We start from the raw sequence: 25,397 nt of genomic DNA on the forward strand, positions 1-25,397 counted from the left end.
CGGTCCGGTTCTCCATCCATTGGAATGGATTGGACAAGGCGACGGGTCTCACACACATGATGGGAGCGCCACTGAGCAGGTGTTCCAGCAGACACCCGGAGCCGGGCCAGCGCGCCAGGTCAGAAAGAAGGAGTCCCATGAGGATCGGAATCGTCGGAGCGACCGGACAGGTCGGCGGCGTGATGCGGCGCATTCTCGCCGAGCGCAACTTCCCGGTCGAGCAGCTGCGGCTGTTCGCTTCGGCCCGGTCCGCCGGACGGACGCTGCCCTGGCAGGACACCGAGATCACGGTCGAGGACGCGGCCATCGCGGACTACTCCGGTCTGGACATCGTCCTCTTCTCGGCCGGTGGCACCACGTCCAAGGCGCTGGCGGAGAAGGTCGCCGCCGCCGGCCCGGTCGTGATCGACAACTCCTCTGCCTGGCGCCGCGACCCGCAGGTGCCGCTGGTGGTCTCCGAGGTGAACCCGCAGGCCATCACCGACCGGCCCAAGGGCATCATCGCCAACCCGAACTGCACGACCATGGCCGCCATGCCGGTGCTGCGTCCGCTGCACGAGGAGGCCGGGCTGGTCTCCCTGGTCGTCGCCACCTACCAGGCGGTCTCCGGCAGCGGCCTGGCCGGCGTCGCCGAGCTGGACGGGCAGACCCGCAAGGTCGTCGAGCAGGACGCCACCAAGCTGACGCACGACGGTGCCGCGGTGGAGTTCCCGAACCCGGAGACCTACGTCCGCCCGATCGCCTTCAACGTCCTGCCGATGGCCGGCTCGATCGTCGACGACGGGCTGAACGAGACCGACGAGGAGCAGAAGCTCCGCAACGAGAGCCGCAAGATCCTGGACATCCCGGAGCTGAAGGTGTCCGGCACCTGCGTCCGCGTCCCCGTCTTCAGCGGCCACTCCCTCCAGATCAACGCCCGCTTCGCGCGCCCGATCTCCCCCGAGCGCGCCCAGGAGCTGCTGGCCGGCGCCCCGGGCGTCACGCTCTCCGACGTCCCCACCCCGCTCCAGGCCGCCGGCCAGGACGCCTCCTTCGTGGGCCGGATCCGCCGGGACGAGACCGTCGACAACGGCCTCGCGCTGTTCGTCACCAACGACAACCTCCGCAAGGGCGCGGCGCTGAACGCCGTCCAGATCGCCGAGCTGGTCGCCGCCGAGCTGCGCGGCTGACCCGCCCGCACCACGACGCGCACCGCGGCCGGTGCCGGTACGGATCCGCTCCGCACCGGCACCGGCCGCGGCCGTTGCGCGCCCCGGCTCGGGTCAGGGGCGGCGCACCTCGTACAGGAAGCAGCCGTACTCCAGCGCCCGGACGTGGACGGACGCCACCTCGGGGTCGGCGAACGCCTCGTCGAAGGCCGCCTCGAAGCCGGCCGCGGCGTCCTCGGGTATCTCGAAGTAGCGCCCGCCGGCGATCCGGCCCTGCCGGTCGTAGCGCCGCAGGGTCCGCAGAGACCCGGCGTGGGCGTGCGGGTACGGGGCGGCGGCGGGGTCCGGCCCCGGGCACGGTGCGGCGTGGATGAAGACCGGCCCCTGCTCGTCGTAGGCCCCGGGATCGGCGCCGGTCTCCGCCGCCCAGCGGCGCAGCGGTGCGTAGGACACCAGGGCGACCCGCTCGCCCTCCTCGATGGCCCGCAGGCAGCAGCGCAGCGGGCTGCCCACGCAGTCCACCGGCGCCCCCTTCTCGCGGGCGGTGTACGGCTCCATGGGGCGGCCGGCGTCGTCGGTGCCGCGCAACTGCGTGAGGGTGGCGGCCGGGATCGGGAGTGGTGCGTACGTGGTCATGCGTCCAGGTTCGGCGCTGCGCGCCCGGGCCGCTGGCGGGATCCGGACGTCGTCCTGGCCGCTCGGGCGCCGTGGAAGGATGGCCGGACGCTGCGAGATGACCGATCGTGAAGGAGAGGGACGGGTGCCTGGTACGAATCTGACCCGGGAAGAGGCCCAGGAGCGCGCGCGCCTGCTGACCGTGGACGCGTACGAGATCGAGCTGGACCTGAGCGGGGCACAGGAGGGGAGCGGCACGTTCCGGTCGGTGACGACGGTGCGGTTCGACGTCGCCGGCGAGGACGGCGCGGCGTCGTTCGTCGACCTGGTCGCGCCGACCGTGCACGAGGTGGTGCTGAACGGCACGGCGCTCGACGCGGCGACGGTGTTCGCGGACTCGCGGATCGCGCTGGCCGGACTGCGGCAGGGCCGCAACGAGCTGACGGTGGTCGCCGACTGCGCGTACACCAACAGCGGTGAGGGGCTGCACCGGTTCGTCGACCCGGTGGACCAGCAGGCCTATCTCTACACGCAGTTCGAGGTGCCGGACGCCCGCCGGGTGTTCGCCAACTTCGAGCAGCCGGACCTGAAGGCCACCTTCCAGTTCACCGTGACGGCGCCGCGGGGCTGGACGGTGATCTCGAACTCGCCGACGCCCGAGCCGGTCGGCGCGGACGGCACCGTCTGGCGGTTCGCGCCCACGCCGCGGATCTCCACCTACGTCACCGCCCTGATCGTCGGGCCCTACCACAGCGTGCACAGCACCTGGGAGGGCGCGGACGGCCGGTCGGTGCCGCTGGGGATCTACTGCCGGCCGTCGCTGGCCGAGCACCTGGACGCGGAGGAGATCTTCGCGGTCACCCGGCAGGGCTTCGACTGGTTCCAGGAGAAGTTCGCCTACGACTACCCGTTCGCCAAGTACGACCAGCTCTTCGTGCCGGAGTTCAACGCCGGGGCGATGGAGAACGCCGGCGCGGTCACCATCCGCGACCAGTACGTCTTCCGCTCGAAGGTGACGGACGCGGCCTACGAGGTGCGTGCCGAGACGATTCTGCACGAGCTGGCGCACATGTGGTTCGGCGACCTGGTCACCATGGAGTGGTGGAACGACCTGTGGCTGAACGAGTCGTTCGCCACCTACACCTCGATCGCCTGCCAGGCGTACGCGCCGGGCAGCAAGTGGCCGCACTCCTGGACCACGTTCGCCAACTCCATGAAGACCTGGGCGTACCGGCAGGACCAACTGCCGTCCACCCACCCGATCATGGCGGAGATCCGTGACCTGGACGACGTCCTGGTCAACTTCGACGGCATCACCTACGCCAAGGGCGCCAGCGTCCTCAAGCAGCTGGTGGCCTACGTCGGCCAGGACGAGTTCTTCAAGGGCGTGCAGGCGTACTTCAAGGCGCACGCCTACGGCAACACCCGGCTGAGCGACCTGCTGGGCGCGCTGGAGAAGACCAGCGGCCGGGACCTCGCGACCTGGTCGAAGAAGTGGCTGGAGACGGCCGGCATCAACGTGCTGCGGCCGGAGATCGAGGTGGCCCAGGACGGCACCGTCACCGCCTTCGCGGTGCGGCAGGAGGCGCCGGCGCTGCCGGCCGGGGCGACCGGCGAGCCGGTGCTGCGGCCGCACCGGATCGGGATCGGCTACTACGACCTGACGGGCGGCAAGCTGGTCCGCACCGGCGGCGTCGAGCTGGACGTGGACGGCGAGCGGACCGAGGTGCCGTTCCCGGCGGGCTTCCGCCGGCCGGACGTGATCCTGCTCAACGACGGCGACCTGTCCTACGCCAAGGTGCGGATGGACGAGCAGTCGCTGAAGGTCGTCACCGCGCACCTCGGGGACTTCGCCGAGTCGCTGCCGCGGGCGCTGTCCTGGGCCTCGGCCTGGGACATGACCCGGGACGGCGAACTGCCGGCCCGGGACTACCTGGCGCTGGTGCTCTCCGGCATCGGCAAGGAGACCGACATCGGCGTGGTCCAGTCGCTGCACCGCCAGGTGAAGCTGGCGCTGGACCTGTACGCGGCGCCGGAGTGGCGCGAGAGCGGCCTGGCGACCTGGACCGAGGCGGCGCTGACGCACCTGCGGGGCGCCGAGGCCGGCAGCGACCACCAGTTGGCGTGGGCCCGGGCGTTCGCCGCGGCGGCCCGCACCGACGCCCAGCTGGACCTCCTCCAGGGCCTGTTGGACGGCTCCGAGGAGCTGTCCGGGCTGGCCGTGGACACCGAGCTGCGCTGGGCGCTGCTGGAGCGGCTCGCGGCCACCGGCCGGGCCGACGAGGCGGAGATCGCGGCCGAGCTGGCGCGGGACGCGACGTCGGCCGGCGAGCGGCACGCGGCGACGGCGCGCGCCGCACGGCCGACCGCGGAGGCGAAGGCCGCGGCCTGGGCCTCGGTGGTGGAGTCCGACGCGCTCCCCAACGCCGTGCAGGAGGCCGTCATCGCCGGCTTCGTCCAGCCCGACCAGCGGGAGCTGCTGGCGCCGTACACCGCGCAGTACTTCTCGGCGGTCAAGGACGTCTGGGACAGCCGCAGCCACGAGATGGCGCAGCAGATCGTGGTGGGCCACTACCCGGCCCTCCAGGTCTCCCAGGAGACCCTGGACGCCACCGACGCCTGGCTGGCGCAGGTCGACCCGAGCCCGGCGCTGCGCCGCCTGGTGACCGAGTCGCGGGCCGGCGTCGAGCGGGCGCTGCGGGCCCGGGCGGCGGACGCGGCCGCCGGGGCCTGACCGGCGCGCGGTACGCGCAAGGGGCGTGCCCCCGGAACCGATGCGGTTCCGGGGGCACGCCCCTTGCTGCGGGCCCGGGCCCGCGAGGTGGAGTCGCCCGGCGGACGGGCGTCAGGCGCGTGACCGTCCGCCGGGCGGGTCGAGTGGCCCCGCCGCGTGGCGCGCGGGGCGGACCGCCGGGCCCCGTCCCCCTCCTACGGGGCCCGGCGGGACGGGCGGATCAGCCGCTCAGCTCGTCGAAGCGGCGGACCAGCTCGGCCCGGCCGGCCTCGGTGAGGTCGCCGTGCACCCGCATCCGGGCCAGGCCGCCGTCGGGGTAGACGTCCAGGCGGACGTGGGTGGCGGTGACCCGGCGGGGCAGCACGAAGCGGTGCGGGGTGTCGGGCTGGAGCTTGGTCTTGGGCAGCACCTCGAACCACGAGGAGGCGTCGTCCGGGTTGCCGTCGCAGGCGGAGAGCCGGGCCCAGCCGGCCGAGTTGCCCTTGAGGTAGGCGGTGTCGATCTCGACGGCGCGGACCTCGCCCTGCGCGGCGAGCCTGAAGCGCACCCAGTCGTTGGTGCCGCGGACCCGGCGGCGGCGGTTCTCCCAGCCGTCGTCCATCTTGCGCGACAGGTCGGGCTGGATGATCTGGGTGGGCGAGGAGTAGAAGCGGTCGGAGGCGTCCTCGACGGTGCCGCCGTGCATCACCGAGGCCAGGTCCAGGGTGCCCAGGACGTCCAGCCACTCCGGGTCCGGGACGACCTCGCCGTAGACCCGGAGGCGGGCTATGCCGCCGTCGGGGTGCTGCTTGAGGCGGAGGTGGGTGAAGCGGCGCTCGGTGGTGACCTCGAAGCCGTTGGCCGCGTGGCCGCGCACGGGCGTGCGGGGTACGAGCTCCTCCCACTTCACGCCGTCGGCGAGCAGGTCCTCGGGGCTGGGGCTGCCGGGCAGCGCGGTGGCCTCGACGGTGACCTGCTGCGGGTAGTTGCCGCGGAAGTGGGCGGTGTCGACGATGACGCCGCGGATCACGCCGGGGGCGGCGAGGCGGATCAGCGCCCAGTCGTGCTCGTCCTGGGTGGGGAAGGGGTGGTCGCCGTCGGCGCCCCGGCGGCGCCGGGTCTCCCAGCCGTCCATGATCTTGCCCTTGTGGCCGAAGTGCTCGGGGTCGAAGACCGCCGGGTTCGACTTCAGCAGGTTCTCCCGCTCGGCGAAGAACTCGTCGTTGGCGGCGATCACACCGGCGCCGAAGCGGCGGTCGGCCAGGTCGACGAGTGAGGTGAAGGAGAAGTCACCGCCGCGGTAGTCGGCGTACGGATCGCCGCCGGCGTACGGCTGGGCGTCGTTGGCGTGCGGATCGGTGGAATCGGCGGCCGGGGTGGCGGACATGCGTTTCCCTTCTGCTCCTGTGTGCGGTGCTGGGGACCGGTCCACCGTCGCAGCAGAACACCCGACAGGTCCATCGAAAGTTTGTGAGGAATATCTTCAGCAGGGCTGAAAGGTCGCGGTGGCACGGAGGCTTTCGGTCCGCCCGGGTGGGCGGCCGGCCGGCGGCCCCGGGGTCATTCGCCGCCGGTGCGGCCCACGGCCGCCTGCGCGGCGGCCGCCTGCCGCAGCGCGGCCAGCACCCGGGCGAGCCCGGGCGCCCCTTCGGAGCCGCGCCGGGCGGCGGCGACCACGTGGCGGCGCGGCTGGTCGGCGTGGAGCACCCGCAGCGCGACCCCGCCGTGCCCGGGGGCCCGCAGGGCGCCGGCCATCGCCATCCGGGGCACCAGCGCCACGCCCATCCCGGCGGCGACCATCGCCCAGATCGCGCTCCAGTCGGCGGCGGAGTGCGCCTGTTCCGGGACGAACCCGGCGTTCTCGCAGGCGGTGGTGGTGATCTGGGACCACGGGCCGCTGCTGCCGAAGATCCACGGCTCGCCGGCCAGGTCGGCCAGCCGCAGCCCCGGTTCGGCGGCCAACGGGTGGCCGGCCGGCAGTGCCACGTCCAGCGGGTCGGCGAGCAGCGAGACCCGGCTGAACTTCGGGTCGCGCGGGGTGGGCGCGTGCGCGGCCAGCGACAGCGCCAGGTCGACGCTGCCCTCGGCCAGCAGCTCGTACGCGGCCTCCGCCTCCGCCTCCCGCACGGTCACGGCGAGGCCCGGATGGGTGCGGCGCAGTTCCTGGACGGCCGGCACCACCAGCGCCGGGATGGCGGTGGAGAACGCCCCGACCCGCACCGTGCCGGCCTCGCCCTGGAGGTAGCCGAGCAGGTCCGCGTCGGCCCGTTCCAGCTGCGCGAAGACCGCCTCGGCGTGCCGCAGCACCAGGTGGGCGGCGCCGGTGAGCCGGACCCGCCGGCCGTGCGCCTCCAGGAGCGTCACCCCCAGGGACTTGGCGAGCCCGGTCAGCTGCTGCGAGACCGCCGAGGGCGTCATGTGCAGCGCCTCGGCGGTCGCGGTGACCGTGCCCACTTCCTCCAGGGTGCGCAGGATGCGCAGCTTCTTGATGTCCCAGTCGGCCATGCGGGCAGCGTACGCACCCGACGCGGCCGGTCCGGTCACCGTCTGCTGCCCGCCGCCCCCAGGGCCACCCCGGCGACGATCAGCGCCATGCAGAGCACCTGCACCGCGCCGATGCCCTCTCCCAGTACGGCCAGCGACAGCAGCGCCACGCAGACCGGCTGGAGGTAGTAGACGACCCCGGCGCGGGCGGCGCCGACCAGGGCGATCGCCTTGTTCCAGGTGAAGTAGGCGACGGCGGAGGAGCACACGCCGATGTAGAGCAGCGGTCCGGCCGTGCCGGCGGTGAGCGGGAAGCCGCCCTCGACGCCGAGGGAGACGGCGTAGGCGGGCACCAGCATCGCGGCGCCCAGCGCGAACGTCACGAACAGGAACGCGAGCCCGCCGATCCCCTCGGGGCGGCGGCGCAGCAGCGCGCTGTAGCCGGCGAAGGTGGCGGTGGCGGCCAGCATCCACAGGTCGCCGCCGGCGAAGTCCAGGTGCAGCACCGCGGTGGGCGATCCCTTGCCGACCAGGGTGACCACGCCCAGCAGGGCGAGCACCATGCCCGCGGCGCGGCGGGCGCCCAGCGGCTCGCGGCCGCCGCGCCGGCCGCCGATCAGGTCGAAGAGGGCGATCATCATCGGCGAAGCCGCCGCGATCATCGCCATGTTGGTGGCGGAGGTGCTCTTCCCGGCCGTGTAGATGAGGGTGTTGAAGAGCGTGACGCCCAACAGGGCGGCCAGCGCCAGGTATCCGAGGTGCCGGCGGATCACCGGCCACTCCCGGCGGACCTGCCCCAGCGCGAACGGGGCGACCGCCAGCAAGGCGATGATCCAGCGCCAGAACGCGGTCTGGACGGGCGGCACGGTGTCGTGCAGGGCCCGGGCGATGACGAAGTTGCCGGACCAGACGACGGTCGCCGTCAGGGCCAGGGTCAGCCCCACGGCCTGTGTGGACGGTGTGCGGCGTGCGCGGGCCCGCTCCAGGACTGCCACGGTTTCCTCTCCCTCGATGGTGGATACGGATCCACCGTGGCAGTCACCCAACCATCAGGTCCATCGAATACTTCAGACCCTTCCTTTCAGGAAAACTGAAAGGAAGGGTCTGTGGCGCCCCTCAGCCGCGGGCCGCCCGGCGGGCCAGGATCGCGGCCTGCCGCTCGTCGAAGCGGCGCGCCTGCCCGTCCAGGCCCTCCAGGTACGCCCCGAGCTCCTCCTGGGCGGCGAGCCCCTCCGGGCCCAGCCCGCCGCGCTCCAGGACCTTCAGGTGGCGCAGCACCGGCTGGAGCACGTCGTCGTGGTGGATGCGCAGGTTGTAGATCCCGCCGAGGGCCATCTGCACGGCGGCCCGCTCGAAGCCGGGCATGCCGTGGCCGGGCATCCGGAAGCCGGTGACCACGTCCCGCACGGCGCACATCGTCCGGTCGGGGGCCAGCTCGAAGGCCGCACCGAGGAGGTTGCGGTAGAAGACCATGTGGAGGTTCTCGTCGTTGGCGATCCGGGCCAGCATCTGGTCGCACACCGGGTCGCCGGAGTGCCGGCCGGTGTTGCGGTGCGAGATCCGGGTGGCCAGCTCCTGGAAGGCGACGTAGGCCACCGAGTGCAGCATGCTGTGCGCGTTGTCGGACTCGAACCCGGCGGACATGTGGGCCATCCGGAACCGCTCCAGCTCGACCGGGTCGACGGCGCGGCTGGTGAGCAGGTAGTCGCGCATCACGATGCCGTGCCGGCCCTCCTCCGCCGTCCAGCGGTGGACCCAGGTGCCCCACGCCCCGTCCCGCCCGAAGAGGGTGGCGATCTCGTGGTGGTAACTGGGGAGGTTGTCCTCGGTGAGGAGGTTGACCACCAGTGCGGTGCGGCCGATGGCGGTGACCTTGGACTGGTCGGGCGCCCACGCCTCGCCGTCCAGCACCCCGTCGAAGTTCCGCCCGTCGCTCCACGGGACGTACTCGTGCGGCATCCACTCCTTGGCGACCTTCAGGTGCCGGTTCAGCTCCTTCTCGACGACCTCTTCGAGGGCGTACAGCAGCCGGGCGTCGGTCCAGGCGGCCTGGCCGCGCGCTCCGTCGAGGCGGTCGGGGGCGATGGTCACGAGGGAACTCCAGGGGACGACGGACCTACGGCTCCGTAGGTTTGGACTTACGGCCCCGTAGGTTACGCCATCGTAGGTACGCGCCGGTTAAACACTTCCTCAAGGGGTGAATCGCCCGGAAACTTCGTAACTAGCGCTTCATGTCCGGTTTTTCGTGACCTCTGCCGCGCAACGCAAAGGGGCGCCCACCGGTCCGGGAAGAATCGGTGGGCGCCCCTGTGAAGGCGTCGCGGATGCGGGCGCGCGGCCCGCGCAGGGCTGGGGTCAGCCCTTGGACTTGGCCTGCTTGCGGGTCTTGTCGGTCATCATGACCAGCCCGGCGATGATGAGGAAGAGCACGATGGGCGTCACGACGTAGAGGCCGAGCGTCTGGATCACGCTCAGGCCCGGACCCGGGTCGTCACCGTCGTCGCGGGTGAGCGCAAACGCGGGGGACGACATCAGCAGCATCAGCGCGGTGCCGGCGGTGATGGTTCCGGCGCGCAGGGCGGTGTTCTTGACCTTGTTGCTCACCCGTTCAACGTAGCGGACGACGCTCGGCCCCGCGCGTCCGGGGTGGGGCAAGCGACATCGGGGCCGGCCGGACAGCCCGGCGCGGCATCCGCGGGCCCCGCCGGCTCAGGGCGCGGCGGACGCCAGCTCCCGCATCAGCGCGTGCAGGCGGGGCGAGGCGGCCAGCTCTTCGAGGGTGTGCGGGCGGCCGTCGGGGCCGGCGATGGGCAGGCGCCAGTTGGGGTACTCGTCCCAGGTCCCGGGGAGGTTCTGCGGGCGGCGGTCGCCCACCGCGTCCGGGAGCCAGATGCCGACCATCCGGGCCGGGGTGCGCAGCAGGAAGCGGTGGACGGCCCGGACCACCGCCTCCTCGTCGCGCACGCCCTGGGGCAGCAACCCGTGGCGGGTGAGCGCGCCGAACCACTCGCGCAGTTCGTGGGCGGCCCGGGAGCGCTCGCGCGCGGGCGGCCCGGCGAGCAGGCCGAGGCGGGCGCGCAGCGCGACGTCGTCGCCGGTGAGCCGGGCGGCGGTGGGCGGCAGGTCGTGGGTGGTGACGGTGGCCAGGCAGTCGGCCCGCCATTCGTCGGGGGCCAGGATCCGGGCCGGGGCGGCGGCCCCTTCCGACGCCGACGCCGCCTCCCCGGCACCGTCCGCCGCGGCAGCGCCGTTGCCGTCACCGTTGCCGTTGTCCTTGCCGTCGCCGTTGCCGTAGTCGCGCTCGAACCACAGGACCGAGGTGCCCAGGACGCCCCGCTCCGCGAGCGCCTCGCGGACGCCCGGCTCGACGGTGCCCAGGTCCTCGCCGATCACCGCAGTGCCGGCCCGGTGCGCCTCCAGGGCCAGTACGGAGAGCATCGCCTCGCCGTCGTAGCGAACGTAGGCGCCCTCGGTGGGCGGCCGGCCCTCGGGGACCCACCACAGCCGGAACAGGCCCATCACGTGGTCGATGCGGAGCGCGCCGGCGTGCCGGAGCAGTCCGCGCAGCAGGGCGCGGTACGGCGCGTAGCCGGACGCGGCCAGGGCGTTCGGGCGCCAGGGCGGCAGGCCCCAGTCCTGGCCGCGGGAGTTGAAGGCGTCCGGGGGCGCCCCGATGGACATCCCGGCGGCGAAGGCGTCCTGTTGGGCCCAGGTGTCGGCGCCGGCGGGGTGGACGCCGACGGCGAGGTCGTGGACGAGCCCGATGGCCATGCCGGCCTCCCCGGCGGCTCGTTGGGCGGCGGCCAACTGCTGGTCGGTGAACCAGGCGAGCCGGGAGTGGAAGTCGATCCGGTCCAGCAGCTCGTGGCGGATCCGGGCGGTCTGCGGGGAGCGGGGGTCGCGCAGTTCGGCCGGCCAGCCGTGCCAGTCGGGGCCGTGCCGCTCGGCGAGCGCGCACCAGGTGGCGTGGTCGTCCAGGTCCGGGCCCTGTGCGGCGAGGAAGTCGCAGTAGGCGGCGCGCCGGCCGGGGCTGAGCGGGACGGCGGCGAGGAGTTCCAGGGCTTCGCGCTTGAGGGACCAGACGGCGTCCCGGTCGATCAGTGCGCCGCGGTCGAGGACGTCCTCGCGCAACGTGCGGGCCCGGGCGGCCAGTTCGTCGGCCCGCACCCGCGCGGCGCCGGTCAGCAGGGCGTACTCGGGGACCTGCTCGATGCGCAGGTGGACGGGGTCGGCGAAGCGCCGGGAGGAGGGGCGGTAGGGGGACGGGTCGGTGGGCGCCCCGGGGACCGCCGCGTGCAGCGGGTTGAGCTGGACGAAGCCGGTACCCAGGGCGCGTCCGGACCAGGCGACGAGGTCGGCGAGGTCGCCGAGGTCCCCCATGCCCCAGGAGTGCCGGGAGAGCAGGGAGTAGAGCTGGACCAGGAAGCCGTGGCTGCGGCCGGGCGGGGCGGGCACCGCGTCGGGGGCGACGATCAGGTGGGCGCGGGCGGTGCGGCCGTCGGGGGCGTCGGCGCGGAGGTCGTGGACGCCGAGCGGGAGGCGGGCGAGCGCGGTCGGGTCCTCGGTGCCGCCGTGCGGGGTGCCGTCCCGCACTTCCGCGCCGATGACGGCGCCGTCGTCGGTGCCGACGCGCAGGACGGTGCCGTCGGGGAGGTCGGGCAGGTGGGGCGGGCGGCCGCTGCGGGCGGTGACGGTGGGGGGCAGCAGGGCCCGGTCGGCGGTCCGCTCGTGGGCGGCGAGGGCGGTGCGGACGGCCTGGGGGGTGGAGGCGTCGACGCCGAGTGCGGCGAGCACCGCGACGACGGTGTCCTCGGCGACGTGGACGGTGCGGCCCGGCGCGGGCTCGTAGGAGGTGGCGATGCCGTGGAGCCGGGCGAGCCGGGCGCGGCCCATGGCGCTCAGACCTCCATCGACTCCGTGCCCAGTCCGGTGGCCGTCGGCTCGCTGGTCAGCGGGAGTTCGGCGGAGATGGGGACCTCGCTGGTGAGCGGGGCGCTGTCGGCGAGCGGGGGCTCGCTGGTGAGCGGCGGCTCGGCGAAGCTGAACGAGCCGGAGCCCTCCAGGCCGGAGTCGGGGCCGGACACCCCGTCGAAGAGCCCGGGCTCGCCGCAGGGTTTCGCGGCGAGCGCGTCGAGGAGGAGTTGAGCGGATGCGGCCACGAGGGGCCTCCCGTTCATCGGTAGTGGGACACGTCTGCCCTACCCAGTCGACACGAGAGCAGACGTCTCTACCCAGTAAACGTGACTCACGTCACAGTAGGGCCCGGGCCGGCGATTTCGCGGCGGGGAGCGCCGTGTGGCGCACAGAACGCCGGACGACGCCGCCCGGGAACGCAATTCCTGCGGTCCGGGCGTGTCATGTTCGGGTCACAACGACGAGGGGCGGAGGGGCCGCTCCGCCGGATGTCGGGGAGCGCGGCACGGGCCCGGTTGACACCCTCTCCGGCACAATGGTGGGCTCACGGCCGAAGGTCTGTCCGAACGGGCACCGAGGGTGACAAGACCCGCGGTGCCGCGCCCCGCGCACCACGACCACGCACCCGCACCGCGGCCCCCGATCGACCGGGCGGGCCCGGGCGCGCGGGGGCGACGCGGCGGCCGGGCGGCGGGCCGCAGGGGGAACCGGCGGGAGCCGGTGAGCGCGAGAGACGGGGACGAGGAGCGACCGTGCGAGTCCGGGGCGTGTGGGGCGGTAGGGACGGTGCGGGCAGGGGCGGCACCCGGGCGCGGCTGGCGGGGACCACCGCACTGGCCGCGGCCGTCATAGGAGGACTGCTCGGCGGCGCACCGGCCGTCCACGCGGTCCCGACCGGTCCGGCGGCGGGCACCCCCGACCGGCCCGACCGCCCCGCCGACGCCGGTGCGCCGCCCGCGGTCTGGCCGCGCCCGCAGTCGATGCGGCAGCTCGACGCGGCCGTCCCGCTCGGCGGGACGGCGGTGCTGGTGGCCGCGCCGGACACCGACCCGTACGCCCTCGACGTGCTGCGCGGACTGCTGCGGGACGCCGGGGTGCGCACCGTCCGGCAGGTCGCACCCGGTGAGCGGCGGCCCGCGGACGGGCCGGTGCTGCTGGTCGGCGGGGCGCCCGCCGACGACGCCCTGCGGGCGCTGCGGGTGCCGCCCCGCGGCGACCTGCCGTCCGGGGGCTACCGGCTGGCCGTGGGCCAGGTCGCCGACCGGGACACCGTCGCGCTGGACGGCGTCGGCCCGGACGGCCTCTTCCACGCGGCGCAGACCCTGCGCCAGCTCGTCACCGACGCCCCCGACGACGGGGCGGGCGCGCGGCAGCTGGCCTCGGTGACCGTCCGGGACTGGCCGGCCACCGGCGTCCGCGGCACCACCGAGGGCTTCTACGGGCAGCCGTGGAGCCAGCCGCAGCGGCTGGCCCAACTGGACTTCATGGGCCGCACCAAGCAGAACCAGTACCTCTACGCGCCCGGCGACGACCCCTACCGGCAGGCGCGGTGGCGCGACCCCTACCCGGCCGCGCAGCGCGCCGACTTCCGGGCGCTGGCCGAGCGGGCCCGCGCCAACCACGTCACGCTCGGCTGGGCGGTGGCGCCCGGCCAGGCGATGTGCCTGTCCTCGGCGGACGACCTGCGGGCGCTGCGCCGCAAGGTGGACGCGATGTGGGCGCTGGGCGTGCGGTCCTTCCAGCTCCAGTTCCAGGACGTCAGCTACAGCGAATGGCACTGCGCCGCCGACGCGGAGACCTTCGGGACCGGACCGCAGGCCGCCGCCAAGGCCCAGGCGGGGGTCGCCAACGCGCTGGCCCGCCACCTCGCCGAGCGGCACCCCGGCGCCGCCCCGCTGTCCCTGATGCCGACCGAGTTCTACCAGGACGGCGCGACCGCCTACCGCAGTGCGCTGGCGGCGGCGCTCAACGACCGTGTGGAGGTGGCCTGGACGGGCGTCGGGGTGGTTCCGCGGACCATCACCGGCGGCGAACTGTCCGCCGCCCGCGAGGCGTTCGGCCACCCGCTGGTCACCATGGACAACTACCCGGTCAACGACTACGCGCAGGACCGGATCTTCCTCGGCCCCTACACGGGCCGCGAACCGGCCGTCGCCACCGGCTCGGCGGCGCTGCTCGCCAACGCCATGGAGCAGCCGCTGGCGTCCCGGATCCCGCTGTTCACCGCCGCCGACTACGCCTGGAACCCGCGCGAGTACCGGCCCGCGCAGTCCTGGGAGGCGGCCATCGACGACCTCGCCGGCGGCGATCCCACGGCGCGCGCGGCGCTGCGCACGCTGGCCGGCAACGCCGCGTCGTCGCTGCTCGACCGCGAGGAGTCGGGCTACCTCAAGCCGCTGCTCGACCGCTTCTGGCAGACCCGCGCGGCCGCCCTCAACCACGGCCGGCCCGGCACCGACGCGGACTTCGCCGAGGCCGCGCAGGCGCTACGGACCGCGTTCGGCGCCATGAGCGGTGCACCCAAGGGCCTGGCCTCCGACCTGCGGGCCGAAGTCGGCCCGTGGGCCGAGCAGTTGGCCCGCTTCGGGAGGGCCGGGGCGCAGGCCGTGGACACCCTGCTGGCGCAGGCCCGGGACGACGGCGACGCGGCCTGGGCGGCGCAGCGCACCGTGCGGCGGCTGCGGACGGAGCTCGACGGGAACCCGGTGACGGTCGGCAAGGGCGTCCTGGGGCCGTTCCTGGACCGGGCGATGACCGAGGCGGACGCCTGGACGGGGGCGCACGGCGGCGCCCCGACCCCGGACCGCGACGACGGCCGGACGTCGCTGACCGTGCCCTTCCCCCGGGTCCGGCCGCTGGCCGCGATCACCGCGCTCACCGCACCGGGCCCGGCGTCCGGCGCGGTCCGGCTCGAAGCCCACGTGCCGGGGGCCGGCTGGCAGCGGCTCGGCCCACTGTCCGCGACCGGCTGGACGGAGACCCGCACCGCCGGGCTGCGCGCCGACGCGATCCGCCTGACCTGGGACGACGACGCCCCGAAGCCGTCCGTGCAGGCCCTCACCCCGTGGTACGACGACGGCCCGCGGGCCGGCCTGGAGCTCTCCCGCACCGCGGTCGACGCGCAGACCGGCGGCCGCACCACGGTGCAGGCCCTGCTCTCCTCCCGCCGCCCCGGCGCGGTGCACGGCCCGCTGACGGTCACCGCGCCCAAGGGGTTCGCCGTCCACGCGCCCCGGGAGGTGACCGCCCCGCGCGGCGGCACCGCGCTGGTCCCGCTGGGCGTGGACGTCCCCGAGGACACCCCGTCCGGGACGTACCGGGTCACGGTCGCCTTCGCCGGCCGGGAGCAGCGGCTGACCCTCCGGGTGTTCCCGCCCACCGGCGGCCCCGACCTGGCGCGCGGCGCACCGGCCACGTCCTCCGGCGACGAGACGGACGAGTTCCCGGCCGCGGCGGCCACCGACGGCGATCCGCGGACCCGTTGGTCCTCCCCCGCCGAGGACGCCGCCTGGTTGCAGTTCGCGCTGCCCCGACCGACCCGGCTGGGCCTGGTCGTGGTGCACTGGCAGGCCGCCCACGCGTCCGCTTACCGCGTCCAGGTCTCGGCGGACGGCCGCACCTGGCGCACCGCCGCCACGGTCCGCCACGGCAAGGGCGGCCGGGAGGCGATCCGGATGGACGCCGAGGACGCCCGCTACGTCCGCATCCAGGGCGACGAGCGGGCGACGCGGTTCGGGTACTCACTCTGGGGCGTCGAGGCGTACGCGGTGCGCGGCCGGTGACGCGCCGTGGCGGGGGCTCCGAGGAGCCCCCGCCACACCGAAACCGCCGTCTCAACAGACGCAGAAGCCCGGATCTACGCCGATACGGCATCGATCCGGGCCAGGGCGTCATCCGCGCCGTACGGCTGCAAGTAGGGCAGCCAGCGCGGGTCCCTATGCCCCGTGCCGATGATCCGCCAGGCGAGGCCGGACGGTGGGGCGGGCTGGTGACGCAACCGCCAACCGATCTCGGCGACGTGCCGGTCGGCCTTGACGTGGTTGCAGCGACGGCAGGCGGCGACGACGTTCTCCCAGGTGTGCTGGCCGCCGCGGCTGCGCGGAATGACGTGGTCGACGCTGGTTGCGACGCCACCGCAGTACATGCAACGCCCGCCGTCCCGGGCGAACAGCGCCCGGCGGGTCAAGGGAACGGGCCCCCGAAAGGGGACCCTCACGAAACGCTTCAAGCGGACCACGCTCGGAGCGGGTATGACGTGGGTCGCGCTGTGCATCAGGGCGCCGGATTCCTCAAGGCTGACGGCCTTCTCATTGAGGACGAGGACGAGCGCGCGGCGGAGCGGTACGACGCCGAGCGGCTCGTACGACGCATTGAGGACCAGGACGTGCGGCACGGGTGCCTCCTTGTACGCCGGCGGCGCGTGGCTCGCGCCGGGACGATCTCCCCACAGTGTCCCCCGGTGCCTGGTCGGCGCGCCACCATGACCAGGTAACGGGCCGGAGGTGTTTTCCACCACAGCGCCGCAGATCCCTTCAGATCCGGCTCATTCCGGCCGTCCCGGGCGCCCCTTGATCGAACACAGGCGCGGTCCGCCCGCGTTGCCCCGTTAGTGTGGTAGATCTGCCCGGCTTCCTCGGGCCCCCGAGCGGGCCGGGCCTGCTGTCCCTCACGGAAGGTTCCGCTGTGTACTGGTCCGCCCTGACGGTCGCCGCCGCGCCACCGCGCACCGCCGCGTCCGGCTCCACCGGTCCGACCTCGCTCGACGAGGCCACCCAGAAGGCCACGAACGCCGCCGACTGGATTCAGGCGAACTGGGGGACGTGGCTGACGTCCGGGCTGCAGATCATCCTGATCATCGTGATCGCGGTGGTCCTGCGGCACGTGATACGTCGCACCATCACCAAGCTCATCGAGCGGATGAACCGCACCGCGGCCGCGGCGCAGCACACCGCACTGGGCGGGCTGCTGGTCAACGCCGAGCGGCGGCGGCAGCGCTCGGAGGCGATCGGCTCGGTGCTGCGCAGCGTCGCGTCCTTCGTGATCATGGGCACGGCGGCGTTGACGGTGCTCTCCGTCCTCCAGATCAACTTGGCGCCGCTGCTGGCCAGTGCGGGCGTGGCCGGCGTCGCGATCGGCTTCGGCGCCCGCAACCTCGTGACCGACTTCCTCTCCGGCGTCTTCATGATCCTGGAGGACCAGTACGGCGTCGGCGACGAGATCGACGCGGGCGTGGCCACCGGCACGGTCATCGAGGTCGGTCTGCGGGTCACCAAGCTGCGCGGCGCCAACGGCGCGATCTGGTACATCCGCAACGGCGAGGTCAAGCGGATCGGCAACCTCAGCCAGGGTTGGTCCACCGCCTCCGTCGGCGTGCTGATCGCCGCGGACCAGGACCTGGAGCGGGCCCGCGAGGTGATCACCGACGCCGGTGAGGCGATGGCCAAGTCCGAGCCGTGGAACGAACTGCTGTGGGAGCCGGTGGAGGTGCTGGGCCTGAGCGAGGTGTCGTTGGACACCGTCACGGTGGGCGTCTCGGCCAAGACCATGCCGGGCAAGGCGGCCGGTGTGGAGCGGGAGTTGCGCTGGCGCATCAAGCACGCGCTGGACGCGGCCGGCATCCACCTCGCGCCGCGCCCGGTGTCCGAGGAGGACGAGGACGCGCCGGCCGATCCGTCGGCCGCCGTCGCCGCCCCGTCGGCGCTCAACAACCCGTCGTCGCCGCAGTCCCTGGCGACGTCCCCGATCCCGCCGCAGTTGGGCAAGGAGCCCCCGTCGGGGCGGTGATCCCCGACCGGGGGTGACCCCGTGGCCCACGGAGACAGCGGGGCATGTGACTCACGTCACATGCCCCGCTGTCATACGTACCGCGGCCCCGCTTCGTGTCCGGGGTGTCGAACGCCAACGACACCAACGACGGAGAAGGAGACTTCGCCATGAAGATCCGCAATCGCGTGGCCACGGGGGCCGTCGCTTCGGTCCTGATGCTCGGCAGCGCGGCGGCCCTGACCGCCGCCGCCCCCGCCTCCGCCGCGGCCCGGCCGCAGATCAAGAACGACCTCACCTGCACCACCAACAGCGACGGTCGCCGCGGCACCGCGGACTGCACCAACAACACCCACCGCACCATCGCCTTCCGGGTGACCGTGGTCTGTGGCTGGTGGCCCGACCAGACCGGCCCCTGGCGGACCCTCAACCCGGGCGCCCGCGACCACTCCGAGGCCACCTGCGACGGCGGCACCGGCGTCGGCAGCGTCGGCTGGCAGGAGGGCTGAGCCGGCCCGAGGCCCCACCGCCCCCGTGACGCGCGGGGACACGGGCACCACGAGGACGACGGGGGACACGGGGACCACGGGGGAACACCGAGGGGCGCACCGGCCGATCGCCGGGCGCCCCTCTTCCCGTGCGCACCGCGACCGACCCCGAACGGCACCGAACCCCGTCCAGACCATTGACGCGCACCTGGCGGGCGGCCTACCTTCCTTCCCAGTAATTGGAAGGTTTCCTAACAGACATCTTCCGGTCAGCTTCCGCACGGAACACGGGGTGGGCAACAGCCATGGCCGCAGCAGGACAGGGAACGCCGGGCACGCCGAGGGTGCTGCGGGCGATGAACGACCGGGCCGCACTGGACCTGCTGGTCTCCCAAGGCCCCCTGACCCGCACCCAGATCGGCGAACTGACCGGCCTGTCGAAGCCGACCGCCTCCCAACTCCTGGCCCGGCTGACCGCGGCGGGACTGGTCCGCACCACCGGCAACGTCACCGGCCGGCCCGGCCCCAGCGCCCAGCTCTACGAGATCGACCCGGCCGCCGCCCACGTCGCCGCGCTGGCCGTCGACCAACTCGGCATCACCGCGGCCGTCGCCGACATCACCGGACGCGTCCTCGGCGAGGAACGGGTCGACACCGCGGCGGTCCCCGGGGACGCCCCCGACCTGACCGCCCGCCTCGTGGCGCGGGCCGTGGACGGCGCACTGGCCAAGGCCGGCGTGGAGCACGGACAGCTGCACCGCGCGGTGATCGGCACGCCCGGCGCCCTCGACCCGCAGACCGGCCTGCTGCGGTACGCGCCCCACCTGCCCGGCTGGCAGTCGCGGGCGCTGCGCGAGGAACTCGCCGAGGTCCTCGGCATCCCCCTGGTCATCGAGAACGACGTGAACCTCGCCGCGGTCGCCGAACAACACGACGGCGCCGCACAGGACTTCGACGACTTCGTCCTGGTCTGGGTCGACGAGGGCGTGGGCGCCGCGATCGTGCTGGGCGGACGGCTGCTGCGCGGCGCCACCGGCGGCGCCGGCGAGATCGGCTACATGCCGCTGCCCGGCGCACCACTGGCCCGGGACGGCGACCGCAGCGCCGCCCAGCCGGACGCCGGCGGCGGGTTCCAACGCCTCGTCGGCACCCCGAGCGTCCTCGCACTCGCCCACGAGTGCGGCGCCCCGCAGGTCCGCACCGTCGCCGAGGCGCTGGCCCGCGACGACGTGCGGGCCGAGGTGGCCCGCAGGCTCGCCACCGGCCTGGCCGCCGTCGTCGCCGTCGTCGACCCCAGCCTGGTGGTGCTCTCCGGCGAGGTCCCGCAGGCCGGCGGGGAGGCCCTGCGGGCCCTGGTCCAGGACGAGTTCACCGGACTCGCACTGCCCCGCCCCGAGATCCGGATCAGCGACATCGCCGGGAACCCCATCCTCACCGGCGCCCTGCGCACGGCGCTCGCCGAGGCCCGCGACGCCGTCTTCGACACCGCGTGACCCCCTCGCCGCGCCGGCCGAGGAGCCCCGCCAGGCCCCCAAGGAACCCCTGACGTAAGGAAGTCCGCATGCCGCTCTCGCGCCCGGGCGCCCGCACGCGTCCGCACCTCCGTCCACGCCGCCGCCCGCGGATCCGGGCGCGCGCCGGCCTCCCCGTCGCCCTGGCCACCGCCGGGCTGCTCGCCGCGGGCTGCGCCAACCCCAGCGTCGGCAGCGACCGCGACGACCCCACCCGGCCGGTCACCCTCACCTTCTGGCACGGCTGGTCCGACGCCGGCGAGGTCAAGGCGATCGACGACAGCATCGCGCGCTTCGAGAAGCTGCACCCGCACATCACGGTGAAGGCCGTCGGCAACGTCTCCGACGACACCATGAACCAGGCACTGCGGGCCGGCGGCAGCGACGCCCCCGACGTGGTGTCGTCGTTCACCACCAACAACGTCGGGCAGTACTGCTCGTCCGGGATGTGGGCGGACCTCGACCCCTTCCTGAAGAAGACCGGCGTGGACAAGGCGAAGGTCTTCCCGAAGGCCCTGCTCGACTACACCCGGTACCGCGGCCGACAGTGCGCACTGCCCCTGCTCGCCGACGCCTACGGGCTCTACTACAACAAGGACGCGTTCGCGGAGGCCGGCATCACCCGGCCGCCGCGCACCATGTCGGAACTGAAGCGGGACGCCGTGAAACTGACCCGGCGCACCCCGGACGGCGGGTACCGCCGACTCGGGTTCATGCCGAACTTCCGGCTCTACCAGAACAGCCCGGACCGGCTCTTCGCCCAGTGGGGACCCCGCTACTTCGACCGCAACGGCAAGGCGCAGCTCGCCGAGGACCCCGCGACCCGCGACTTCCTCACCACCCAGCGCGGCCTCATCGACGCCCAGGGCGGATACCGCGCGACGGAGAAGTTCCGCACCACCTTCGGCGACGAGATGTCCTCGCAGAACGCCTTCCTGCGGCAGAAGGTCGCCATGCACATGGACGGCGAATGGCGCGGCCTGATGCTCAAGGAGGCGAAGGCGCCGTTCCGTTGGGGCGTCGCGCCGATGCCGGTGCCCGACGACCGGGCCGACACCTACGGCCGGGGCTACCTCACCGGCACCATCGCCGGCATCGCGCACAGCAGCCGGCACCAGAACGCCGCCTGGGAACTGGTGAAGTTCCTGACCGTCGACACCGACCAGGTCGTCGACTTCGCCAACGCCATCCACAACATCCCCTCCACGAAGGCCGCCCTCGCCTCGCCCCGCCTCGACGCCGACCCGGACTTCCGCACCTTCCTCCGCATCGCCGCGGACCCCCGCAGCACCGCACTGCCGCCCTCCAACAACGGCGACATGTACGTGACCTCACTCCAGGACTTCTCCTACGCGGCGGAAGCCGGAAAGGTCCCCGACCTCGACGCGGGACTGCGCGGGCTCGACGCGCGGATCGACGCCGACAACCTCCAGTCCGAGAACTGACGGAGCCCCGCATGGCAGCCACCGCCTCCCCCGCCCCGGAACTCCGGCGCAAGCACCTCCGGGAACGCCTCCGCGTCCTGGGGTTCCTCTCCCCCTGGCTCGTCGGCTTCTCGGTCTTCTTCGGCTACCCGCTGCTCGCCACCGGCTACTTCTCGTTCATGCACTACAACCAGATCGAGCAACCCACCTTCGTGGGCCTGCGGAACTGGACCTACGTGCTGACCCAAATGCCGCTGTTCGGGCCGGCGTTGTGGAACACGCTCTGGCTGGTCGTGGTGATGGTGGCGCTCCGGGTGGTCTTCGGCCTGGGCATCGGCCTGCTCATCACCAAGATCAAATCGGGTGCCGGGTTCTTCCGCACCGCCTTCTACCTGCCGTACCTGGCCCCGCCGGTCGCCGCCACCGTCGCGTTCGTCTTCCTCCTCAACCCCTCGACCGGCCCGGTCAACGAGATCCTGGGCACGCTCGGCATCCCCGCCCCGGAGTGGTTCAACGACCCGAACTGGGCCAAGCCCTCCCTGGTCCTGCTGTCCCTGTGGGGCATCGGCGACCTGATGGTGATCTTCATGGCGGCGCTGCTGGACGTCCCCAAGGAGCAGTACGAGGCCGCCGAACTGGACGGCGCCGGCCCCTGGTCGAAGTTCCGCTACGTGACCTGGCCGGCGATCACCCCGATCGTGCTGTTCGCGGTGGTCACCGGCGTCGTGCAGACCATGCAGTACTACACCCAGGCACTGGTCGCCGGGAAACTCGCCTCCGGCGTCTCCATCGGCCCCGGCAGCGTCATCCAACCCGGCTACCCGGACCACTCCACCCTGACCGTGCCGCAGCTCGTCTACTCGCTGGGCTTCCAGAACTTCAACACCGGGGCGGCCTGCGCCCTGTCCCTGGTGCTGTTCGTCATCGCGATGGCCGTGACCACCCTGCTGATGCGCAAGCGCGCCGGCCTGCTCCCGGCGGACGACTGAACCGCCATGACGGAGGACTGATCCGACGTGACCACCACGACGTTCACCCGGCGCCCGGCCCGGACCCGTACGCCCGGCACCACCGGCACCCCGGCGGCCCGCGCCCGCCGCACACGGCTGCTGCACTGGATCGCCGTGCACGCGGTCGCCCTCGCCGCCGCCCTCTTCTTCCTCCTGCCGTTCGTCTTCGTGTTCCTGACCTCCGTCATGAGCGACGACCAGGCGATGAGCGGCGAACTGTGGCCGCACCAGTGGCACTGGTCGAACTACGCCGCGGTCTTCACCACCCCCGGCTTCCTCGACTGGTGGAAGAACTCGCTGCTCTACGCGGGCCTGGGCACCCTCTTCACGGTCTGCTCGGCGATCCCCGTCGCCTACGCGCTGGCCCGCTTCCGCTTCCGCGGCCGCCGCACCGCGATGGTCCTCGTCATCTCCACGATGATGCTGCCGCCCCAGGTCGTGGTCATCCCCATGTACCTGGTGTGGGCCCAGCAACTCCACCTGACCGGGTCGATCTGGCCGCTGGTCGTCCCGATGGCGTTCGGCGACGCCTACTCGATCTTCCTGCTGCGCCAGTTCCTGCTGACGATCCCCCAGGAGTACGTGGAGTCCGCGAAGGTCGACGGCTGCGGCGAACTGCGCACCCTGCTGCGGATCGTCGTCCCGATGGCCCGCCCGGGCATCGCCGCCATCTCGCTGTTCCAGTTCTTCTACTGCTGGAACGACTACTTCGGCCCGCAGATCTACACCGCGCAGAACCCGGCCGCCTGGACGCTCTCCTACGGCCTGGAGTCCTTCAAGACCGCGCACAGCGTCAACTGGAACCTCACCATGGCCGCAACGCTGCTGGTCATGGCCCCCGTCATCGTCGTTTTCTTCTTCGCGCAGAAAGCCTTCGTCGAAGGCGTCACACTCACCGGAGTGAAGGGCTGAAACGGATATGAAGCTGGCAGTGGTCGGCGGCGGCTCGACCTACACCCCCGAACTCATCGACGGTTTCGCCCGGTTGCGCGACGTCCTGCCGGTCACCGAACTCGTCCTGATCGACCCGGCGGCCGACCGGCTGGAGCTGATCGGCGCACTGGCCCGGCGGATCTTCGCCCGGCAGGACCACCCGGGCCGGATCACCTGGACCGACGACCTCGACGCCGGCCTCGACGGCGCCGACGCCGTCCTGCTGCAACTGCGGGTCGGCGGCCAGGCCGCCCGCAACCAGGACGAGACCTGGCCGCTGGAGTGCGGCTGCGTCGGGCAGGAAACCACCGGCGCGGGCGGTCTCGCCAAGGCACTGCGCACCGTCCCGATCGTCCTGGACATCGCCGAACGGGTCCGCCGGCGCTGCCCGGACGCCTGGATCGTGGACTTCACCAACCCGGTGGGCATCGTCACCCGGGCCCTGCTCAGCCACGGCCACAAGGCCGTCGGCCTGTGCAACGTGGCCATCGGCTTCCAACGGAAGTTCGCGCGGCTGCTCGGGGTGGCCCCGGAGCGCATCGAGTTGGAGCACGTCGGCCTCAACCACCTCACCTGGGAACGGGCCGTCCGGATCGACGGCGAGGACGTCCTGCCCCGGCTCCTCGCCGAGCACGGCGACGCGGTCGCCGCGGACATCCGCATGCCCCGCCCGCTCCTGGACCAGCTGGGCGTCGTCCCCTCGTACTACCTGCGCTACTTCTACCAACACGACGCGGTCGTCGAGGAACTGCGCACCAAACCGTCCCGCGCCGCCGAGGTCGCCGCCATCGAACGGCAGCTGCTCGACCTGTACGCCGACCCCGAGCTGGACGAGAAGCCCGAACTCCTCGGCCGCCGCGGCGGCGCCTTCTACTCCGAGGCGGCGGTGGCCCTCACGTCGTCACTGCTGGGCGACGGGAACGCGGACGGCAGGAACGGGAACAGCGGGAACAGGGGCGGCGGGAACGGGGGCGGCGGGAACGGGGGCGGCACGACCGGCAGCGCCGGGGGCCGGGCTCGGGCAGCCGGCGACGTCCAGCCGGTTCGGGCGGCCGGTGGCGTCCAGATCGTCAACACCCTCAACAACGGGACGTTGCCGTTCCTGCCGGATGATGCGGTGATCGAGGTACCGGCGGCGGTGTCGGCCCGGGGGGCCTCCCCCCTCCCCCTCCGCCCCCTCGCCCCCCTCTTCGCCGGACTGGTCGCCAACGTCACGGCCTATGAGCACCTGGCCCTGGACGCGGCCCTCAAGGGTGGCCGCGACCGGGTGTTCGCCGCACTCCTCGCACACCCCCTCATCGGCCAGATCGACTACGCGAACCGGCTCACCGACCAGCTGATCGCACACAACCGGGAGCACCTCACGTGGGCCTGACCGGCACCGCCCTCGCCATCGACGCGGGCAACAGCAAGACCGACGTGGCCCTGCTGGCCACGGACGGCAGGGTCCTCGGCCGGTCCCGCGGCGGAGGCTTCCAACCGCCCGTGGTGGGCACCGCCCAGGCCGTGGACACCCTGGCCCCGTTGATCGCCGCCGCCCGTGCCCAGGCCGGCCTGGGCGACCACGGCCCGGTCGCGCACCTGTCCGCCTTCCTCGCCAACGCCGACCTGCCGGTCGAAGTGACCCGACTGACCGCCGAGATCGCCGCCCGGGGCTGGGCGGACACCGTCACCGTCCGCAACGACACCTTCGCCCTGCTCCGCGCCGGACTGCCGGACGGCGCCGAACCGTTGGGCGTCGCCGTGGTCTGCGGCGCCGGCATCAACTGCGTCGGCCTCGGCCACGACGGCGCCACCGCCCGCTTCCCGTCCATCGGCCGCCTCTCCGGCGACTGGGGCGGCGGCTCCTTCCTCGCCGACGAAGCCCTGTGGCGCGCGGCCCGGGCCGAGGACGGCCGCGGCACCCCCAGCGCACTCGCCCGCGCCCTACCGGCCCACTTCGGACTGGCCACCATGCTGGAGCTGATCGAAGCACTGCACCTGCGCCGCATACCCGACAGTCGCCGGCACGAACTCACCCCCCTGCTCTTCGCCGTCGCCGCGGACGGCGACCCCGTCGCCCGCGCCGTCGTGGACCGCCAGGCGGAGGAGATCGCCGTGCTGGCCACCGTCGCCCTCCAGCGCCTGGACCTGCTCGCCGAACCGACCCCGGTCGTCCTCGGCGGTGGCGTCCTCGCCGCCCGGCACCCGCTGCTCCACGACCGCCTCACCCACCTCCTGGCGGAACGGGCCCCGAAGGCGGTGCCCCACGTCGTCACCGCGCCCCCGGTCCTCGGCGCCGCCCTGGACGCCCTGGACCGGACGACCCCGGCACCACCCCAACCGGCCTACGCGCGCCTGCGGTCGGAGTGGGCGTAAGGCCGCGGCTCGGGCCTGCCCGCCGCTGCGCGCCGC

General features: G+C 73.5%; 20 protein-coding genes. 11 read left to right on the plus strand and 9 right to left on the minus strand.

All coding sequences use genetic code 11. The features are described 5' to 3' along the window. Positions 1–137 precede the first annotated feature (137 nt). Complete coding sequence (locus ABD385_RS15335; RefSeq protein ID WP_344575871.1) at positions 138–1,169, plus strand: aspartate-semialdehyde dehydrogenase; 1,032 nt, start codon at positions 138–140, stop codon at positions 1,167–1,169. Between the two features lie 93 nt (positions 1,170–1,262). Here ABD385_RS15335 and ABD385_RS15340 read toward each other — a convergent pair whose 3' ends face one another. Next, complete coding sequence (locus ABD385_RS15340; protein ID WP_344575872.1) at positions 1,263–1,784, minus strand: DUF1203 domain-containing protein; 522 nt, start codon at positions 1,782–1,784, stop codon at positions 1,263–1,265. 124 nt (positions 1,785–1,908) lie between these two features. On the opposite strand from ABD385_RS15340, the gene pepN reads away from it, so the two are divergent. After that, positions 1,909–4,497 carry an aminopeptidase N gene (pepN, locus tag ABD385_RS15345; RefSeq protein ID WP_344575874.1) on the plus strand — a complete coding sequence of 863 codons (2,589 nt, stop codon included), beginning with the start codon at positions 1,909–1,911 and terminating at the stop codon, positions 4,495–4,497. A gap of 220 nt (positions 4,498–4,717) precedes the next feature. Here pepN and alc read toward each other — a convergent pair whose 3' ends face one another. The 7 genes from alc to ABD385_RS15380 form a co-directional block, all read right to left on the minus strand. Continuing rightward, positions 4,718–5,863 carry an allantoicase gene (gene alc / locus ABD385_RS15350; RefSeq protein ID WP_344575876.1) on the minus strand — a complete coding sequence of 382 codons (1,146 nt, stop codon included), beginning with the start codon at positions 5,861–5,863 and terminating at the stop codon, positions 4,718–4,720. A gap of 173 nt (positions 5,864–6,036) precedes the next feature. Further along, complete coding sequence (locus ABD385_RS15355; RefSeq protein WP_344575877.1) at positions 6,037–6,981, minus strand: LysR family transcriptional regulator; 945 nt, start codon at positions 6,979–6,981, stop codon at positions 6,037–6,039. 35 nt (positions 6,982–7,016) lie between these two features. Then, the gene (locus ABD385_RS15360; protein WP_344575878.1) at positions 7,017–7,955 is read right to left on the minus strand and encodes a DMT family transporter; all 939 of its coding nucleotides are present in this window, start codon (positions 7,953–7,955) and stop codon (positions 7,017–7,019) included. Positions 7,956–8,076: 121 nt separating this feature from the next. Continuing rightward, a complete protein-coding gene (locus ABD385_RS15365) occupies positions 8,077–9,051 on the minus strand; it encodes an acyl-ACP desaturase (RefSeq protein WP_344575879.1) in 975 nt (324 codons plus the stop codon). Between the two features lie 264 nt (positions 9,052–9,315). Further along, on the minus strand, positions 9,316–9,564 hold the full coding sequence (locus ABD385_RS15370) for a hypothetical protein (RefSeq protein WP_344575881.1): 249 nt from the start codon (positions 9,562–9,564) through the stop codon (positions 9,316–9,318). 105 nt (positions 9,565–9,669) lie between these two features. Beyond that, on the minus strand, positions 9,670–11,853 hold the full coding sequence (malQ, locus tag ABD385_RS15375) for a 4-alpha-glucanotransferase (protein WP_344575882.1): 2,184 nt from the start codon (positions 11,851–11,853) through the stop codon (positions 9,670–9,672). A gap of 5 nt (positions 11,854–11,858) precedes the next feature. Next, positions 11,859–12,119 (minus strand): hypothetical protein, encoded by a 261-nt coding sequence (locus ABD385_RS15380; protein ID WP_016576256.1) that lies wholly within the window; start codon positions 12,117–12,119, stop codon positions 11,859–11,861. Positions 12,120–12,689: 570 nt separating this feature from the next. Here ABD385_RS15380 and ABD385_RS15385 point away from each other — a divergent pair. Continuing rightward, entirely contained in the window at positions 12,690–15,656 is a 2,967-nt protein-coding gene (locus ABD385_RS15385; RefSeq protein WP_344576137.1) for a beta-N-acetylglucosaminidase domain-containing protein, read from the plus strand. A gap of 74 nt (positions 15,657–15,730) precedes the next feature. Here the strand turns inward: ABD385_RS15385 and ABD385_RS15390 are convergent, their stop codons facing one another. After that, positions 15,731–16,267, minus strand: coding sequence for an HNH endonuclease (locus ABD385_RS15390; RefSeq protein ID WP_016575977.1), 537 nt, complete (start codon positions 16,265–16,267; stop codon positions 15,731–15,733). 290 nt (positions 16,268–16,557) lie between these two features. Between ABD385_RS15390 and ABD385_RS15395 the strand changes: the two genes are divergently transcribed. From ABD385_RS15395 to ABD385_RS15430, 8 genes are all read left to right on the plus strand, one after another. Continuing rightward, positions 16,558–17,658 (plus strand): mechanosensitive ion channel family protein, encoded by a 1,101-nt coding sequence (locus ABD385_RS15395; RefSeq protein ID WP_344575884.1) that lies wholly within the window; start codon positions 16,558–16,560, stop codon positions 17,656–17,658. A gap of 149 nt (positions 17,659–17,807) precedes the next feature. Next, complete coding sequence (locus ABD385_RS15400; protein ID WP_344575886.1) at positions 17,808–18,146, plus strand: hypothetical protein; 339 nt, start codon at positions 17,808–17,810, stop codon at positions 18,144–18,146. Positions 18,147–18,481: 335 nt separating this feature from the next. Beyond that, positions 18,482–19,618 carry an ROK family transcriptional regulator gene (locus ABD385_RS15405; protein WP_344576140.1) on the plus strand — a complete coding sequence of 379 codons (1,137 nt, stop codon included), beginning with the start codon at positions 18,482–18,484 and terminating at the stop codon, positions 19,616–19,618. Between the two features lie 68 nt (positions 19,619–19,686). After that, on the plus strand, positions 19,687–21,081 hold the full coding sequence (locus ABD385_RS15410) for an ABC transporter substrate-binding protein (protein ID WP_344575888.1): 1,395 nt from the start codon (positions 19,687–19,689) through the stop codon (positions 21,079–21,081). An 11-nt stretch (positions 21,082–21,092) separates the two neighbouring features. Beyond that, a complete protein-coding gene (locus ABD385_RS15415; protein WP_344575890.1) occupies positions 21,093–22,049 on the plus strand; it encodes a carbohydrate ABC transporter permease in 957 nt (318 codons plus the stop codon). Between the two features lie 27 nt (positions 22,050–22,076). Beyond that, the gene (locus ABD385_RS15420; RefSeq protein WP_344575892.1) at positions 22,077–22,982 is read left to right on the plus strand and encodes a carbohydrate ABC transporter permease; all 906 of its coding nucleotides are present in this window, start codon (positions 22,077–22,079) and stop codon (positions 22,980–22,982) included. A gap of 7 nt (positions 22,983–22,989) precedes the next feature. After that, positions 22,990–24,378, plus strand: a complete 1,389-nt coding sequence (locus tag ABD385_RS15425; protein ID WP_344575893.1) for a 6-phospho-beta-glucosidase — start codon at positions 22,990–22,992, stop codon at positions 24,376–24,378. Further along, positions 24,369–25,361, plus strand: a complete 993-nt coding sequence (locus ABD385_RS15430; RefSeq protein WP_344575895.1) for an N-acetylglucosamine kinase — start codon at positions 24,369–24,371, stop codon at positions 25,359–25,361. The genes ABD385_RS15425 and ABD385_RS15430 overlap by 10 nt, the downstream gene beginning before the upstream one ends. Positions 25,362–25,397 lie beyond the last annotated feature (36 nt).

The organism is Streptomyces lunalinharesii (assembly GCF_039532155.1).
Classification (GTDB): domain Bacteria; phylum Actinomycetota; class Actinomycetes; order Streptomycetales; family Streptomycetaceae; genus Streptomyces; species Streptomyces lunalinharesii.